Raw genomic sequence first — 17,445 nt, 5'->3', positions numbered from 1 at the left:
TGAAACACAGTTTTCCTGTTATCCCGGCAGCGCTTTCTTTATAACTGCTGACTTAAGCCTCTTTTCATTATTTAGCGCAGCGGAATGCCATGCCCCGGATTAAAAAACTACTGGGAAAAGACCAGATTAAAGCCTCTTTCAACCCTTTTCGATTTCGTTTGATCTGCCTGGGCGTGTTGGCCTGCATGGTGGTGCTATTGGCGCGCGTAGCCGATTTGCAGTTCCTGAATCAGCCGATGCTGGAGCACGAAGCCGATCAACGCTCGCTGCGTACCGTTACGCTGCCAACCAGCCGCGGCACCTTGCTGGATCGCAACGGCGAAGCGCTGGCGCTCAGCGTACCGTCGCGCGATATCATTGCCGATCCGCTGCGCGTGTTGGAGGGCAACCCCGATTTTACCAGCGAGAAGTGGGCCTATCTTGCTGCCGCATTGAATATGCGTCCTGAACAGATTGCCGCGCAGATCACTGCCAACCCTAAACGTCGCTTCCTCTATTTGGGCCGTAAAGTCGAGCTGGGTATCGCCAAAGACATTAAACAGTTACGACTAAAAGGCGTCAGCGAAGTGTATGACGACAGCCGCTTTTATCCGATGAGCGAAGCCTCTGCACCGTTGATTGGTATTGTCGGGGCCGATAATGTCGGCCTGAACGGGCTGGAAAAGGGCTTTGATAAAGTTCTGCAGGGCGTGCCTGGCAAAGAGGTTTATCGGCAAGATGCGATGGGTAACATCATCTCAATGATCAACTATCAGCCGCCAACCCAGCCGCCAACAGTGCAGCTCAGCATTGATAAGTTCGATCAATACACGCTGTACAGCAAGCTGCGTGATGGTGTGTTGCTGAATAAAGCCGATTCAGGTGCCGCCGTATTGGTGAAGATCGACACCGGCGAGATCCTGGCAATGGCCTCTTATCCATCGTTCAACCCCAACAATTACGATGGCGCAACGCCTGCGCAAATGCGTAACGCCGCGATCAACGACAGTTACGAACCCGGTTCTACCGTGAAACCGCTGGTGGTGATGGAAGGGCTGGAGCGCCATTTAGTGCGGCCTGATTCGGTTATCGACACCACGCCGTATCGTGTGAATGGGCACCTGATCCGTGATGTTGGCCATTGGCCGCGCTTGACCATGACCGGCATCTTGCAGAAATCCAGCGACATTGGCGTTTCGCATATCGCGCTGGCGATGCCAGCTGAAGCGCTGGTGAACACGTATCACGCTTTTGGTCTTGGCAAACCCACGGGATTAGGGCTGACGGGTGAAAGCGTGGGTTACTTCCCGCTGCACCGCACGCGCTGGGCGGATATCGAACGCGCCACGTTTTCCTTTGGTTATGGCTTACGCGTCACGCCACTGCAAATCGCCCGTGAATACGCCACGCTGGGTTCTTACGGTACCTATCGTCCGCTCTCGATCACCAAAGTGACGCCGCCGGTGCTCGGCGAGCAAGTCGCGAACCCGGAAACCGTTAAGCAAGTGGTGCACATGTTAGAAAGCGATGTTTTACCGGGCGGTACCGGGCTAAAAGCGGCGGTACCGGGTTATCGTCTGGCGACCAAAACCGGTACGGCGGAGAAGATGGGCACCAGCGGCAAATACGATGGCGGCTATGTGAACTATACCGCGGGCTTGGCGCCTGCCAGCCATCCTGAAGTCGCGCTGGTGGTAATGATCAACCATCCAACCGCAGGCGACCACTTCGGTGGTTCGGTGGCTGCGCCGGTATTCGGCAACATCATGGGGCCTGTACTGAAGCATATGAACGTCGCACCGGATGCTATCTACAGTAAACCTTCGGATAAATCTTAGTAAAATCAAAGTGTAAGTGAGGTGTGTGAGTTTTTCACACCTCGTTTCATTTCCGCGTATTCATTTGCTTTTTCCGCCTGTCGCTCAGCGCGCAACGGTGCGAGGATAAAAGTCCCAGAGGTATTGATGGGTGTGAAAACAAAGCTGCTCCGGCAGTTATAACCCTGTTATTACACCGACCCACGCAGATGCGTGGGTTTTTTTTGCCTTAATCGCGTGGCGGTTAACCCGCTACATCGAGTTGTAAACATTTCACGAGGTCGGCGACAACGAGGCTGACCTGATGCTGTGATTAGCTGCTCACACCTCTTAACCCGCCCTTTACGCTTACCAACAAACGTAAAAACATCTGCTGCAGTAAGCTGACAGCCTGGCGACAACACGCCTGGAGACAGCGCTTTCTGAACATAACGTGCGAAAGGTCCGCACAGAAAGTTTAGGATTTTCGATTCGAAAATATATTTTACGCTTCCTTAACAGCGTACTTCTTTTGACCTCCCTACAATGAACGCCTTTGAGAGTGGTCACTCTCGTTACTTTTACCTTCTTGTTGAGAAAAACTATGCGCATGAAAGTTATTTCAGCCAGCGTGGTGTTTTTACTGGCTGCTTGTGACCAGGGAGCGACGCAGCCTGCTGCTGCAACCACGCCGGAAGTTGGCATCGTCACACTCAAAAGCGAGCCGGTAACCTTGCTGACTCAATTGCCGGGCCGCACGACTGCAGTGAAAACTGCGGAAGTCCGTCCGCAGGTGAGCGGTGTGATTCAAAAACTGCTGTTTACGGAGGGGGGCGAGGTAAAAGCGGGCCAGCCTCTTTATCAAATCGATCCGGCCACTTATCAAGCAGCCTATGACAAAGCCCATGCAACCTGGCAAAACGATGCGGGGGTGGCAAAACGCTATCAGCCTTTAGCGGCTGCACATGCCATTAGCCAGCAAACGTATGATGATGCCGTCGCGGCCGAGCGTGAAGCGAAAGCCGATGTCGAAAGCGCGAAGGTCAACCTGGATTACACCTTGGTTAAAGCGCCGATTACGGGCCACATTAGCCGGTCACTGGTCACCGAAGGTGCTTTGGTCACTAGCGGACAAACCGATTATCTCGCCACTATTCAGCAGCTCAATCCTGTCTATGTTGACGTCAGCGAATCCTCCACCGATCTCCTGCGCCTGCGCAAAGCCTTGGCCGACGGCAAGCTAGAGAAAGTGGGCGATAACGCGGCTGCGGTAAAACTGACGTTGGAAGATGGCAGCACTTACGAGCAGCAAGGCAAATTAGCCTTCTCGGAAGTGAATGTTGATGAGGCGACCGGCAGCGTGGTGCTGCGAGCGGTGTTCCCTAATCCGCACAATGAACTGCTGCCGGGAATGTACGTGCACGCCAGTTTCCCGCAAGGCGTGCAGCAGCAGGGAATTATGGTGCCGCAAGAAGCGATCATGCATGACAGCAAAGGTCAGCCCTATGTCTACGTAGTGAAAGCTGACGACAGCGTTGAGCAGCGCAGCGTAACCACCGGTGAAATGATCCAGGCAAGGTGGCTCATCACCCGTGGTCTGAACAGCGGCGAAAAAGTGGTGGTGAATGGCCTGCAAAGCGTGCATAGCGGCAGCAAAGTGAAAACCGTGGCGGCTAACGTCAACGACACGCCCAGCGCTGACAGTGTCAGCCTGACAATGACCGATCCCTCGGCCCAATAAGGAGACGTCATGTCTACGTTCTTTATCCAGCGTCCAATATTCGCCTGGGTTGTGGCGATTATTGTGATGCTGGTAGGCGCCATCGCCACCCTGAATTTGCCGGTTAATCAATATCCCAACATCTCACCTCCCGCCGTCTCTATTTCGGTGACGTATCCGGGGGCCAGCGCCGAAACCACGCAAAACACCGTGGTGCAGGTCATTGAGCAACAGCTGAATGGCCTGGATGGATTGCGCTATCTGGAATCGAACAGCGCCAGCGATGGCAGTGCGCAAATCATCGCCACCTTTAATCAGGGCATTGATCCTGATATCGCTCAGGTTCAGGTACAGGATCGCGTTTCTCTGGCGGAATCTCAGCTGCCCACTGATGTCACACAGCAAGGCATCCGTATTCGTAAATACCAAAAAAACTTCATGATGGTGATAAGCCTGGTGTCGAAAGATGGCAAGCTGAGTAACGGTGATCTCGCCGACATGTTGGTATCGAAGCTGGAAGATCCCATCTCGCGCACCAAAGGCGTTGGCGACTTCATGGTATTGGGTTCTGAGTATGCGATGCGCATCTGGCTCGATCCGGCCAAACTCTATAAGTACAGCCTGATGCCGAGCGACGTCAGCACCGCTATTGATAACCAGAACGTGCAGGTCTCTTCCGGTTCGCTCGGCGGCTTGCCGACCATTCCTGACGCTAAAACGAATGCCACCATTCTGGGTAAATCACGCTTCACCAGCGTGAAGCAGTTTGAAAACGTGCTGCTGAAGGTAAACAGTAACGGTTCGCAGATCCGCCTTAAAGATGTGGGTAACGTGGCATTAGGCCCACAAAGCTACACCATCGACTCAACCATGGATGGCAAACCTTCTGCCGGTATTGCGTTGCGTCTGGCAACCGGCGCCAACGAGCTGGATACCGCCAAAGCGGTGCGCGCCACGGTAGAAGCGCTGAAAGATTCGCTGCCGGATAACGTCGAGGTGCAATATCCCTACGACACCTCGCCAGTGGTCAGCGCGTCAATCGAAGAAGTCGTGAAAACGTTGCTCGAAGCGGTGGTGCTGGTGTTCTTCGTCATGCTGATTTTCCTGCAAAACCTGCGCGCAACCTTTATCACCACGCTGGTGGTGCCAGTGGTCTTGCTGGGAACCTTCGGCATTCTTTCTGCTTTTGGCTACAGCATTAACACCCTGACGATGTTCGGCATGGTATTGGCGATAGGGTTGCTGGTGGATGACGCCATCGTGGTGGTGGAAAACGTCGAGCGCGTGATGCACGAAGAGCAGCTCGATCCCAAAACCGCCACCATTAAGTCGATGCAGCAGATTCAGGGCGCGCTATTTGGTATTGCCTTGGTGCTGTCGGCGGTGCTGCTGCCGATGGCGTTCTTCTCGGGATCGACCGGCGTTATCTATCGTCAGTTCTCCATCACCATTGTGTCAGCCATGGCGCTGTCGGTGCTGATGGCGCTGATCTTTACACCGGCGCTGTGCGCGACGTTGCTTAAATCCTCTTCCGCCGAGCACAAAACCACCGGGCTGGCCGGTTGGTTTAACCGCAAGTTCGACAGCGGCACGCTGCATTACACCCGCGGCGTCAGCAAAGTCATCTCGCGTCGCGGCCTGTTTCTGGTGGTGTATCTGGTGATTGTTGGCGTCACCGGCTATCTGTTCACACGCGTACCGACCACCTTTCTGCCGGATGAAGATCAGGGATTGATGATGGTGCAGATCACACTGCCGGTGAATGCCTCATCGCAGCGCACCCAAAAAGTCATTAACGATCTCAACGACTATCTGCATGACAAGCAAGCGTCGGTGGTCACTACAGTATTTGCGGCCAACGGTTTTAACTTTGCCGGACGTGGGCAAAACAGTGCTATGGCGTTTGTTCGTCTCAAAGACTGGAGTGAACGTACCCAATCGAGCCAGAGCGTGAAAACGCTGGCGGCGAATATCATGGGGCACTTCGCCAATTATAAAGACGCGAAAATCTTTGCCATGGTGCCACCGGCGGTCATGGAGTTGGGGAATGCCACCGGTTTTGACTTCTATCTACAAGATACTGCGGGCCATACGCATCAGGAAATGATGAATGCCACGCACACGTTTCTTGCGCTGGCTAACAACGATCCACGCCTGAGCGCCGTTCGTCTCAACGGCATGGAAGATGAACCGCAATATCAGCTGGAGATCAATGATGAACGCGCCAGCGCGTTGGGTTTGAGCATGGCTGATATCAACAACACCCTGTCGGTCGCTTGGGGATCCAGCTACATCGATCAGTTCATGTATAACGGCCGCGTCAAAGAGGTTTACCTGATGGGTAAAGCCGATTCGCGCGTGACGCCGGAAGATCTCAACAAATGGTACTTTCGTAACAGTAGCGGAACCATGGTGCCGTTCTCGGCCTTTGCCAGCGGCGAATGGGTTAGCGGTTCACCGCACTATGAACGCTTTAACGGCATGACGGCAGAAGAGATTCTCGGCTCGCCAGCATCAGGTTACAGCAGCGGTGAAGCGATGAAAGCGGTGGAAGAGATTGGCGCGAAAATGCCAAAAGGCTTCCGCGTGCAGTGGTACGGCATCTCCTATGAAGAGCAGGCGTCTGGCTCACAAACAGCGCAGCTCTATGCTATTTCCGTGCTGGTGGTGTTCCTGTGCCTGGCCGCGCTTTACGAGAGCTGGTCGATTCCGTTCTCAGTGCTATTGGTGGTGCCGCTTGGCGTGCTGGGCACCATCAGTGCGGTGCTGCTGCGCGGTTTGCAAAACGATGTGTTCTTCCAGGTCGGATTGCTCACCACCGTTGGGCTGGCCGCGAAAAATGCCATTTTGATCGTGGAGTTCGCCAAAGAACTGCACGAACGTGAAGGCAGAACGCTGGTGGACGCTGCGGTAGAAGCAGCACGCTTGCGTATTCGACCCATTATCATGACGTCGATGGCATTTATTCTTGGCGTACTGCCGCTCACTATCTCAAACGGGGCGGGTGCGGGCAGCCAGCACTCCATTGGTACGGCGGTAGCGGGTGGAATGCTTACCGCGACATTCCTCGCCATTTTCTTTGTACCGATGTTTTACGTGGTGGTTTCGCAGCTCTTTTCCCGTAAGAAAAAGCCTGAGGTTGTTCACAATGATAACTAAAGCAACGCGCTGGACGCTGCTGCCATTGGTTGCCGCCCTTGGCTTAACCGGTTGTACGTTACAGCCCAACTATCAGCGCCCAACGCTGCCGGTGGATACGCATTACGATCAAAATACGCCGGTCGGCAATGTCGCCGATCTGCCGTGGCAGAACTTCTTCAACGATGCCACGATGCGCCAGCTGATCGACCTGTCGCTGCAAAACAACCGCGACCTGCGCGTCGCAGCATTGAATGTTGAACAGGCGCGTGCCTCGGTGCAGATCGATCGCGCCGCGCTGCTGCCGTCGATTAACGCCACCGCCAGCCAGACGTCGGCCCATGAACCCGCGAACCTCTACAATACGCAATCGACCGGCGCGGTGACTTATCACGAGTTAAACGCCGGATTAGGCGTGACTTCATGGGAGCTGGATTTCTGGGGACGCTTGCGTAGCCTGCGCGATCAGGCCAAGGAGACCTATCTCTCCACTGAAGCCACCGAACGCGCAACGCGCATTTCGCTGATTTCACAGGTGGCATCGGCGTGGCTAACGCTCTGTTCCGATAACGATCTTCTGCATCTCGCCGAACAAACTGTGCAGAGTCAGCAGAAATCCTATGATCTGACCAAAATAAGCTACAACGGCGGCGTCAGCAGCGATCAGGATTTGGCACAAGCAGAAAGCACCGTGCGCAGCGCCGAAGCGGATGTGGCGAGCTATACGCGTCAGGTACGACAGGATGTGGATGCGCTGCGGCTGTTGGCTGGCACTGATTTACCCGCCACGCTGCTGAAAAACGCCACACTTGACAGCAACTGGCAATTTCCGCAGACGCCAGCGGGATTGCCGTCGGATCTGCTGACGCGCCGCCCGGATATCATCGCTGCTGAGCACACTCTTAAAGCCGCTAATGCCAATATCGGCGCTGCGCGCGCGGCCTTCTTCCCGAATATCACGCTAACCGCATCGGGCGGCTCAACCAGCAGCTCGCTGGGGCATCTGCTGGAAGGCGGTACAGGCGCCTGGTCGTTTGCACCCTCGATCTCTCTGCCGATCTTCGACGGCGGAGTGAATCAGGCCAATCTGGATATCGCTAAAATCGAAAAACGTATCGAGATCGCCAACTATGAGAAAGCGATTCAGACTGCGTTTAAAGATGTTAACGATGCGCTGGCTGGGCAGGATACCTGGCAGAGCCAGCTCATGGCGCTGCAAAAAGAGGTCGCGGCCAACCAGCGCGATTACGACTATTCAGATTTGCGTTATAAGCAAGGCGTTGATAACTATCTCAATGTGTTAGTCGCACAGCGTTCGCTGTATACGGCACAGCAGGCGCTGATTGCGGCACATTTGGGGCAGCTTAATCAAAAAATTACGCTGTACGAAGCATTGGGCGGCGGCTGGAAATCATAATGACGAGCCGTCTCGTCACGCATTTAGCGAGGCGGCTAGTCGCGATTTTAAGCGTCCCTGTTCGGCAACGCTTTTCGACACACCTTGCCGGTTAATAAAGGTTTATCTCAGCTTAACCAGACCAGGTCTAAAGCAGAGTCATCGCGCTGAACCGAGCGAAACCCTGATTCTTCTTAACGAAAACCTTACGGTTTGGCGATGGAAAATCGCATCAAATTTAGCCGATAATGCGTGCCGTGATAATTGTGCCCGTCATACTTTACGTTGCCTCTTTGTTGGCTATGCTCACTTACCCGAATCCTGTCGTTCACTACGCCTATCGGGATTCGTCAGCGTGCTACCGTCATGCAACGCAACGTATTTAAAGTACGCGCCACGAAATAATCCCCTGTTTTTAAGGGGGGATTCCTTATTCCTTGTTTACCTGAAGAGTTCGATGATTACTAACGCATCCCGTTCCCCTCGTTCCCGCTGGCTTAAATGGCTGCTTCTTTTAATCGTGGTATTGATTATTGCCGCTGTTGCCTGGCGTTTGTTGCCGTTTGGCAAAGGATCGAGTGGCGGTATGCCGCCAGGCGGTCATGCAGGTCGCGGTGGTCCTGGCATGATGATGGGCGGCGGCGCAACGCTGGTACACAGCGGCGTGGCCAGCACCGCAGATGTGCCGGTTTATCTCAATGCACTTGGCACCGTCATCCCCAGCGCCAGCGTTACCGTTACCAGCCGTGTCGATGGACAGCTGGAGAAGGTTTACTTCACTGAAGGGCAGAAAGTTGAAGCAGGACAGCTGCTGGCGCAGATTGATCCGCGTAGCTATCAGGCGACGTTGAATCAATATCAAGGTGCGTTAAATGAGAACCAGGCACTGCTGAAAAGCGCAGAACTGACGCTGGCGCGCTATCGCAAGCTGGCGGCGCAAGATTCTCTCTCCCGCCAGGATCTGGATACGCAGATAGCCACGGTAGGGCAGTATCGCGGTGCGGTTGCCACCGATCAGGCGCAAATCGACAGCGCTAAACTCAGTATCGAATACGCTCGCATCACTGCGCCGGTTAGCGGCCGTGTTGGATTGCGTCAGGTTGATCCGGGCAACATGGTGCAAAGCTCCAGCAGCACCGGTTTAGTCACTCTGACTCAGATGCAGCCCGCCGCCGTCACGTTTAGCGTGCCGCAGAGCAATATCCCCACGCTGGTCAAAGCGCTGCATAACAATCAAAGTCTGCCCGCTACGGCGTTTGATGAGGACAATACCAGCACGTTGGCCAACGGTGAGGTGAAGTTCATCAGTAACCAGATCGATACCTCCACCGGCACGGTTGAGCTAAAGGCCACCTTCCCCAACCAAGACGAAGCGCTGTTCGCTAATCAGTTCGTTAATCTGCGTTTGCAGACCAATCTATTGAAAGGCGCGACGGTGATCCCAACACAAGCGTTGCAGATGAGCAGCGACGGCAGCTTTGTTTTTGTGATCAACAAAGACAATACCGTGACGCGCAAAGCGGTGACCGCCGGGCCGGCATTGGATGACGATCGGCAAGCGATTTTAAAAGGCGTAGAGCCGGGCGATCGTCTGGTAACGGAAGGCATTGATCGCCTGACCAACGGCAGCAAAGTGTCGGTGGCGGATGAGACGCAAACCACCGCAACCGTCGAGGCCAAATGAATCCGTCACGCCTGTTTATCCAGCGTCCGGTCGCCACCATCTTGCTGATGGTGGGCGTGCTGATCGCCGGTATTTTTGCCTATAAGTTTCTTTCCACCTCGGCGCTGCCGCAGGTCGATTATCCGACCATTCAGGTCACCACGCTCTATCCCGGCGCCAGCCCGGACGTGATGGCTTCATCGGTGACTTCGCCGCTGGAGCGTCAACTCGGTCAAATGGCGGGTTTGAGTCAGATGACCTCCACCAGTTCCGGTGGATCATCGATCATCACTCTGAAGTTCAGTCTCGACCTGTCGCTGGATGTGGCGGAGCAGGAAGTGCAGGCGGCGATAAATGCCGCGAACAATCTGCTGCCCAGCGATCTGCCAAACCCGCCAACCTACAAAAAGGTCAATCCGGCGGACAGCGCGGTGATCACCTTAGCTGCCAGCTCAGAGAACTTGCCGCTGACGCAGGTGCAGGACTTGGTGAATACGCGCGTGGCGCTCAAGCTATCGCAAATTTCTGGTGTCGGCATGGTGACGCTGGCGGGCGGACATCAACCGGCGATTCGGGTGCAGATGGATCCAAAAGCGCTGGCGGCGCACAATTTGACGCTGGAAGACGTCAACACCCTGATTAGCAACAGCAACGTTAACGGTTCGAAAGGCGGCTTTGATGGTAAATACCATTCGGTCACTATCGACGCCAACGATCAGCTGCGTACCGCAGACGAGTACGGCAATTTAATCATTACTTATCAAAACGGTGCTGCGCTGCGTCTGAAAGATATTGCGCATATTGAGCAAGGGCCGGAAAACAGCTTCCAGTCGGCGTGGGCGAATAACAGCCCGGCGATTGTCATCAGCGTGCAGCGCCAGCCGGGTGCGAACGTGATTCAGGTCGTGGATGGAATTAAGGCGCAGCTGCCGACTTTGCAGGCCGCGCTGCCAGATGGCGTGAAAATGACGGTTCTTTCGGATCGCACGCAAACCATTCGCGCCTCGATCAGTGACGTGCAGTTTGAGCTCATGCTCTCGATTGCGCTGGTGGTGATGGTCACTTTCCTGTTCCTGCGCAATGTGGCAGCGACACTGATCCCCAGCGTGGCGGTGCCGCTGTCGTTGATTGGCACCTTTGGTGTGATGTACCTCGCTGACTTCAGCCTGAATAACCTCTCGTTGATGGCGCTGACCATCGCTACCGGTTTCGTTATTGATGATGCCATTGTGGTGGTTGAAAACATCTCGCGGCGGCTGGAAGAGGGCGAACCGCCAATGGAAGCGGCGCTAAAAGGCTCGCAGCAGATTGGTTTCACCATCATTTCACTAACCTTTTCGCTGATTGCGGTACTGATTCCGCTGCTGTTTATGGGCGACGTGGTCGGACGCTTGTTCCGCGAGTTTGCTATCACGCTGGCGGTGTCGATTCTGGTCTCAATGGTGGTGTCGCTAACCTTAACGCCAATGCTGTGCGCCTATCTGCTGCGCCACATTCCAGTCGAAAAGCAGTCGCGCTTTTCACGCAAGGGCGGTGAATTATTCGATAAGCTGATTCGCGGCTATGATCGCTTGCTGACCATCGTGTTAAATCACCAAAAGCTGACGCTGCTGGTGGCGCTGGCCACCTTCGCGCTGACCGCGCTGCTCTATGTCATGGTACCGAAAGGCTTCTTCCCGACGCAGGATACCGGTCTGATTCAGGGCGTGACCGTGGCGTCGCAGGATGTCTCTTTTAATGAGATGGCAAAGCGTCAACAGGCGCTGGCGAAAGTGATTTTGCAGAATCCTGCGGTAGAGAGTCTGTCCTCTACGATTGGCATTGATGGCAATAACACCAGTCTGAACAGCGGGCGTATACAGATCAACCTCAAGGCGTTTGATGAGCGCAATGACAAAGCCGATGCTGTCATCAAACAGCTGCAACAGGCGGCGACGCAGGTGGCTGGTATCCAGCTCTATATGCAATCGGCCCAGGATTTGACGGTCAACGACCAGGTTACGCCAAGCCAGTATCAGTTCACGCTTGACGATGCAGACAGCGAAAATCTGATGCAGTGGTCCCCGAAAATGGTGGCGGCACTGCAGCAGCGTCCAGAGTTTAATGGCGTGGTAAGCAATCTTCAGGATCAGGGACGCGTGGCGTATGTCGAGCTGAACCGCGATAAAGCGGCGCGTTACGGCATTACTGCTTCGGATGTGGATACCGCGCTCTACAACGCTTTTGGTCAGCGTTTGGTGTCGACTATTTTTACCCAGTCGAATCAGTATCGCGTGGTGCTGGAAGTCGCGCCGACGTATCAACAAGGCCCGGCGTCATTTGATGATGTTTATCTGCAACCTTCCAGCAGTTCAGACGAAGAGAGCGACAGCAGCACGAGCAGCAGCACGTCGAGCAGTAGCAGCACCACGTCAACCACCACCAGCAGTAGCGACAGTTCCACCAGCAGCAGCAGCGGTATGGTGAAACTGACGTCGATTGCCACCCTTCACCAGCGCACCGGTTCGCTGATGCATATGCGTTTGAACCAATTCCCGGCAGTGATGATCTCCTTCAACCTGAATGCCGGTTATTCACTGGAAGATGGGCAGAAAGCGATTGCCGAGGTGCGTGAACAGCTGCAACTGCCATCGAGCGTGACGCTGCGTTATCAGGGCGAAACGTCAGCGTTCCAGAGCGCGACGGGTAACACGCTGTGGCTGATTTTGGCGGCGCTGATCACCATGTACGTGGTGCTCGGCATTCTGTATGAAAGCTTTATTCATCCGGTGACCATCCTTTCCACGCTGCCGTCGGCTGCGGTGGGCGCCTTGTTGACGCTGATGCTGGCGGGCACCGAATTCAGCTTGATCGCGTTGATTGGCGTGATCCTGCTGATCGGCATCGTGAAAAAGAACGCCATTATGATGATCGACTTTGCGCTAGAAGCGGAGAATAAGCAGCACCTCAGCCCGCGTGACGCCATCCATCAAGCCTGTTTATTGCGTTTCCGCCCGATTCTGATGACCACCATGGCGGCGCTGCTGGGTGCGTTGCCGCTGATGCTGGCGTCCGGTTCGGGCGCAGAGCTGCGTCAGCCGCTGGGTCTGGTGATTGTTGGCGGTTTGATCGTCAGCCAGGCGCTGACATTGTTCTCTACACCGGTGATTTACTTGTGGTTTGACGCGATTGCACAGCGCGGCAACGCGTGGGTGAAACGCCGTCAGCAGCAGACGCGGAGTGGGCAATGAATTTGACCCGGCTGTTTATCTTCCGTCCGGTTACGACCTTGCTGCTCACCATGGCGATCCTGCTGCTGGGCGCCTTGGGCTATCGCTTGTTGCCGGTCGCGCCGCTGCCGCAGGTTGATTTCCCGACCATTATGGTCAGCGCCAGCCTGGCGGGTGCCAGCCCGGAAACCATGGCGGCAACGGTGGCCACCCCGCTGGAACGCTCGCTGGGGCAAATCGCGGGCGTAACGGAAATGACCTCAAGCAGCTCGCAGGGTTCCAGCAATATCATTTTGCAGTTTGAGCTTGATCGCGACATCAACGGTGCGGCGCGTGACGTTCAGGCGGCAATCAACGCCTCGCGTAGTCTGCTGCCGAGCGCCATGGAATCGCTGCCAACCTACCGTAAAGCCAATCCGTCCGATGCGCCGATAGTGATGCTGGCGTTGACGTCTGCAACTCGCACGCCAGGCGAACTCTATGATCTTGCTGAAAGCAAAATCGAGCAGGCGATGGGGCAGGTGAAAGGGGTCGGCGAAGTGTCGCTGATGGGCAGCGCCTTGCCTGCGGTGCGCATCGATCTGCAACCGCTGAAGCTGACGCAATATGGCATTTCACTCGATACCGTGCGCAGCGCGGTCGCCAACAGCACCACTAATCTGCCAAAAGGGATGTTACAAGGCAGCACGCAATCTTGGGTGGTGGACAGCAACGGGCAGCTGGATAAAGCCAAAAGCTATCGCGATTTGATCGTTAGCTATAAAGAGGGAAAAGCGGTGCGGCTGCACGATGTCGCAACCGTTTATGACTCGGTTGAAGATCAATATCAGGCGGGGTTCCTTAACGCGTCGCCTTCGGTGATGGTGGGTATCAAACGCCAGGCGGGCGCTAATATGCTCGACACCATTGATGCGATCAAAGCGCAACTGCCGGAGCTGGAAAAAAATCTCCCTGCGGATACCGCGCTGAAAGTGGTGGTGGACCGTTCGCCTGGGGTGCGCGCCTCGCTTTACGACACGGAAGAAACCTTGCTGGTAGCGGTACTGCTGGTGATTGCGGTGGTGTTTGTCTTTTTGCGTAATCTGCAGGCGGTGATCATTCCCGCGTTGGCCTTGCCGGTTTCGCTGATTGGCACCTGCGCTGTGATGTATCTGCTCGGCTACAGCCTCGATAACCTGTCGCTGATGGCGCTAATTATCGCCACCGGCTTCGTGGTGGATGATGCGATCGTGGTGCTGGAAAACATCACGCGCCACATTGAAGAGGGGCTAAGTCCACTGCGGGCCTCGCTGCGCGGTGCGCAGGAAGTGAGTTTCACCGTGCTGTCCATGACCATGTCGCTGATTGCGGTATTCATTCCCATCTTGCTGATGGGCAGCATCGTCGGGCGTCTGTTCCGCGAATTTGCCGTGACGCTCACCGTGTCGCTGCTGATCTCAATGTTTGTGTCGTTGAGCCTGACGCCGATGCTCTGCTCGCGACTGCTCAAACCCAAGCCCAAGGTCACTAAACGGCCGCATCCGCTCTATCAGTTTATTGAAAACCGGCTCAATCGCTTGTTGGACGCCTATTCGCGTGGCTTGAATTGGGTGATGCGCCACCAAAAGCTCACCATGTTCAGTTTGGTGCTGACGGTGCTGCTCAACCTGTTTCTGTTCTCGGTGGTGGAAAAAGGCTTTTTCCCGAATCAGGACACCGGCCTGCTAATGGGCGCGCTGCGTGCCGATCAAAACATCTCGTTTCAGGCGATGAAGCCGAAGATGTTGGCGTTTACCAAGATCATTCAGTCCGATCCGGCGGTGGAAAGCGTGATGTCATCGATGGGCAGTGGGATGTTCGGCTCGCGTAACAGCGCGAACTTCTTTGTGCGCCTCAAAGATTTTGATCAGCGCGATGCCACGGCCACCGAAGTGGCGAACCGCCTGAGCATGAAAACCAGCCATATCGCTGGCGCACAGATGTTCCTGATGGCAGCGCAGGATCTGCATATCGGCGGACGCAGCGCCAACGCGACGTATCAGTACAGTTTGCAGGCTGACGATCTCGATCTGCTGCGCGAATGGACGCCCAAAGTACAGGCGGCGCTGGCGGCAATTCCGCAGTTCAACAGCGTCGATTCCGATTCACAAACGGGCGGTCAGGAAGTGGTGATGAACATTGATCGCGACCGCGCCACCCGGCTTGGCGTTGACGTTCAGATGCTCGACACGCTGCTGAATAATGCCTTTAGCCAGCGGCAAATCGCAACGCTGTATCACACGCTGAACCAGTATCACGTGGTGATGAGTTTGCAGGATAGCTACACGCGCGACCCAGAAATTCTCAAGCAGCTTTATGTCATTAACGATAATGGCGACCGCATTCCGCTGTCGGCCTTCGCCACGTTTGTGGGTGGCAATGCGCCGCTGTCAGTGACGCATCAGGGCCAGTCAGCGACCAGCACCGTGGCGTTTAACCTCAATGATGGCGTTTCGCTGGAACAGGCGCAGGTGCTGATCAAACAGGCGATGGCGAAACTCGGTTTGCCTTCGACGATCCAGGCTGGTTTTGCGGGTACCGCCGCGGCGTTTGCGCAGCTCACCGCTACCATGCCGTGGTTGATCCTGGCGGCGCTGGCGGCGGTCTATATCGTGTTGGGCGTGCTGTATGAAAGTTATATCCATCCACTGACCATTCTTTCTACGTTGCCTTCGGCGGGCGTAGGCGCGCTGCTGCTGCTGCTGCTCACCGGTACGCAACTCACGGTTATCGCCCTGATCGGCATTATTTTGCTGATTGGTATCGTGAAGAAGAACGCCATCATGATGATCGACTTTGCCATCGACGCAGAACGCAGGTTGGGCATGTCGCCGCAGCAGGCGATTACTCAAGCCTGCCTGATGCGCTTTCGTCCGATCATGATGACCACGCTGGCGGCCTTTTTCGGTGCCTTGCCTTTGGCGCTGGGCAGTGGCGGCGATGCCGATCTGCGCAGCCCGCTGGGCATCGCGATTGCGGGCGGTCTGGCGCTGAGCCAGCTGCTGACGCTGTTCACCACGCCCGTTATTTACCTCTGGCTCGATCGTTTGAGCCGCGCAACTCAACGTCAATGGCGCCGTTTGCGCCATGCGGAATCCTGATTCATGAAAGTATTGACCCCAATTATGCTGGCGCTGCTGCTGAGCGGCTGTACCCTTGGCCCCGATTATCATCGCCCTGAGATGTCAGTGCCGGTACATTACAAAGAAGCCAAAGGCTGGCAGCAGGCGACGCCGCAGGATGATCTGCACAAAGGCGAATGGTGGGCTGTTTATCACGACGCCACGCTGAGCAGCCTGCTGAGTCAGGTAAGCATCAATAACCAGAACGTTGCCAACTACGCTGCGCAGTATCGTCAGGCGCAGGCGCTGGCGTCGCAATCTCGCGCTGAGCTGTTTCCCTCGTTGGGTTATGACAGCAGCGTGACGCGCAGCGGCAGTCATGCCACCACCGGCAGCAGTCAACGCACCACCAGCAGCAGCCATCAGGCTGAGCTAAGCGCCAGCTGGGAGCTGGATCTCTGGGGCAAGCTGCGTCGTACGCTGGAGGAGAACAAAGCCAGTGCGCAGGCGAGCGCGGCAGAGCTGGCGAACATCACGCTGAGCGCACAGTCTGAACTGGCGCAGGATTACTTCCAGCTGCGCATCATGGATCAGAAAATTGCGCTGTATCAGCAGAGCATCGACGCCTACCAGCGCTATCTCACGGTGATTGAAAACAAATACCAAACCGGCAGCGAATCGCGTGCCACGTTAGCGCAGGCGCAGATGCAGCTGGAGAGCGCCCGCGCCTCGGCGCAGGATTATCAATGGCAACGCGCGCAGATGGAACACGCTATCGCGTTGCTGGTGGGCAAAGCGCCCGCTGATTTCTCCTTACCGGTGGCGAAGCTGGATGCCACGCTGCCAACCGTTCCTGCCGCCTTGCCGACGCAACTATTACAGCGTCGTCCTGACATCGCCTACGCCGAACGTAACGTGGCAGCAGCGAATGCGGCGGTGGGCGTGGCCATTGCCGGTTACTTCCCGGATTTAACCTTAAGCGCCAGCGGCGGCGTGAGCGCTTCTACGCTGCATAATCTCTTCTCGCTACCGAATCGCATCTGGTCGCTGGGGCCTGAACTCAGCGGTACGCTGTTGGATTTTGGCGCCACTTCTTCGCAGGTCGAACAGGCCCGAGCGTCGTATGACGCCAGCGTCGCCAGCTACCGTCAAAGCGTGCTGGAAGCGTTGCAGGAAGTGGAAGATGAGCTGGTGGAGCTGAACACCTTACAGGGCGAAATGGCTTCCCAGCAGCGTGCTACCGCCGCCGCGCAAGAGTCGGCCCGCGTAACGCGCAATCAATATGATGCCGGGATGATCGACTACCTCGACGTCGCCACCACTGAAAACAGTAGCTTGAGCGAACAGCAAAATCTCCTGTCGCTGCAAAGCACTCAGTGGGTCAGCAGCGTAGCGTTGATTGCCGCGCTGGGCGGTGGCTGGCAGGCGCCAAATAAGTAGTTGTCGAATACTTCCAGATCCTGC

General features: G+C 55.7%; 8 protein-coding genes. All 8 read left to right on the top strand.

Annotated features, from left to right (window positions below):
- The first annotated feature begins 89 nt into the window (after positions 1-89).
- The 8 genes from MUG06_RS11685 (at position 90) to MUG06_RS11650 (ending at position 17,421) form a co-directional block, all read left to right on the top strand.
- Positions 90-1,817: a penicillin-binding transpeptidase domain-containing protein gene (locus MUG06_RS11685; protein ID WP_215847777.1), complete on the top strand. Its 1,728-nt coding sequence runs from the start codon at positions 90-92 to the stop codon at positions 1,815-1,817.
- A 562-nt stretch (positions 1,818-2,379) separates the two neighbouring features.
- A complete protein-coding gene (locus MUG06_RS11680; protein WP_243078700.1) occupies positions 2,380-3,516 on the top strand; it encodes an efflux RND transporter periplasmic adaptor subunit in 1,137 nt (378 codons plus the stop codon).
- 9 nt (positions 3,517-3,525) lie between these two features.
- Positions 3,526-6,654: an efflux RND transporter permease subunit gene (locus tag MUG06_RS11675; protein WP_243078699.1), complete on the top strand. Its 3,129-nt coding sequence runs from the start codon at positions 3,526-3,528 to the stop codon at positions 6,652-6,654.
- A complete protein-coding gene (locus MUG06_RS11670; RefSeq protein WP_243078698.1) occupies positions 6,644-8,050 on the top strand; it encodes an efflux transporter outer membrane subunit in 1,407 nt (468 codons plus the stop codon). The genes MUG06_RS11675 and MUG06_RS11670 overlap by 11 nt, the downstream gene beginning before the upstream one ends.
- A gap of 436 nt (positions 8,051-8,486) precedes the next feature.
- Positions 8,487-9,713, top strand: a complete 1,227-nt coding sequence (locus MUG06_RS11665; RefSeq protein WP_243078697.1) for an MdtA/MuxA family multidrug efflux RND transporter periplasmic adaptor subunit — start codon at positions 8,487-8,489, stop codon at positions 9,711-9,713.
- Entirely contained in the window at positions 9,710-12,922 is a 3,213-nt protein-coding gene (locus tag MUG06_RS11660) for an efflux RND transporter permease subunit (RefSeq protein ID WP_243078696.1), read from the top strand. Before MUG06_RS11665 ends, MUG06_RS11660 begins: the two co-directional genes overlap by 4 nt.
- Positions 12,919-16,020, top strand: a complete 3,102-nt coding sequence (locus MUG06_RS11655) for an efflux RND transporter permease subunit (protein ID WP_243078695.1) — start codon at positions 12,919-12,921, stop codon at positions 16,018-16,020. Before MUG06_RS11660 ends, MUG06_RS11655 begins: the two co-directional genes overlap by 4 nt.
- 3 nt (positions 16,021-16,023) lie before the next feature.
- A complete protein-coding gene (locus tag MUG06_RS11650) occupies positions 16,024-17,421 on the top strand; it encodes an efflux transporter outer membrane subunit (protein ID WP_215847774.1) in 1,398 nt (465 codons plus the stop codon).
- Positions 17,422-17,445: the final 24 nt, after the last annotated feature.

The sequence above is a fragment of the Pantoea sp. MQR6 genome (assembly GCF_022761075.1).
Classification (GTDB): domain Bacteria; phylum Pseudomonadota; class Gammaproteobacteria; order Enterobacterales; family Enterobacteriaceae; genus Pantoea; species Pantoea phytostimulans.
This window is presented reverse-complemented; position numbering and strand designations above follow the sequence as displayed.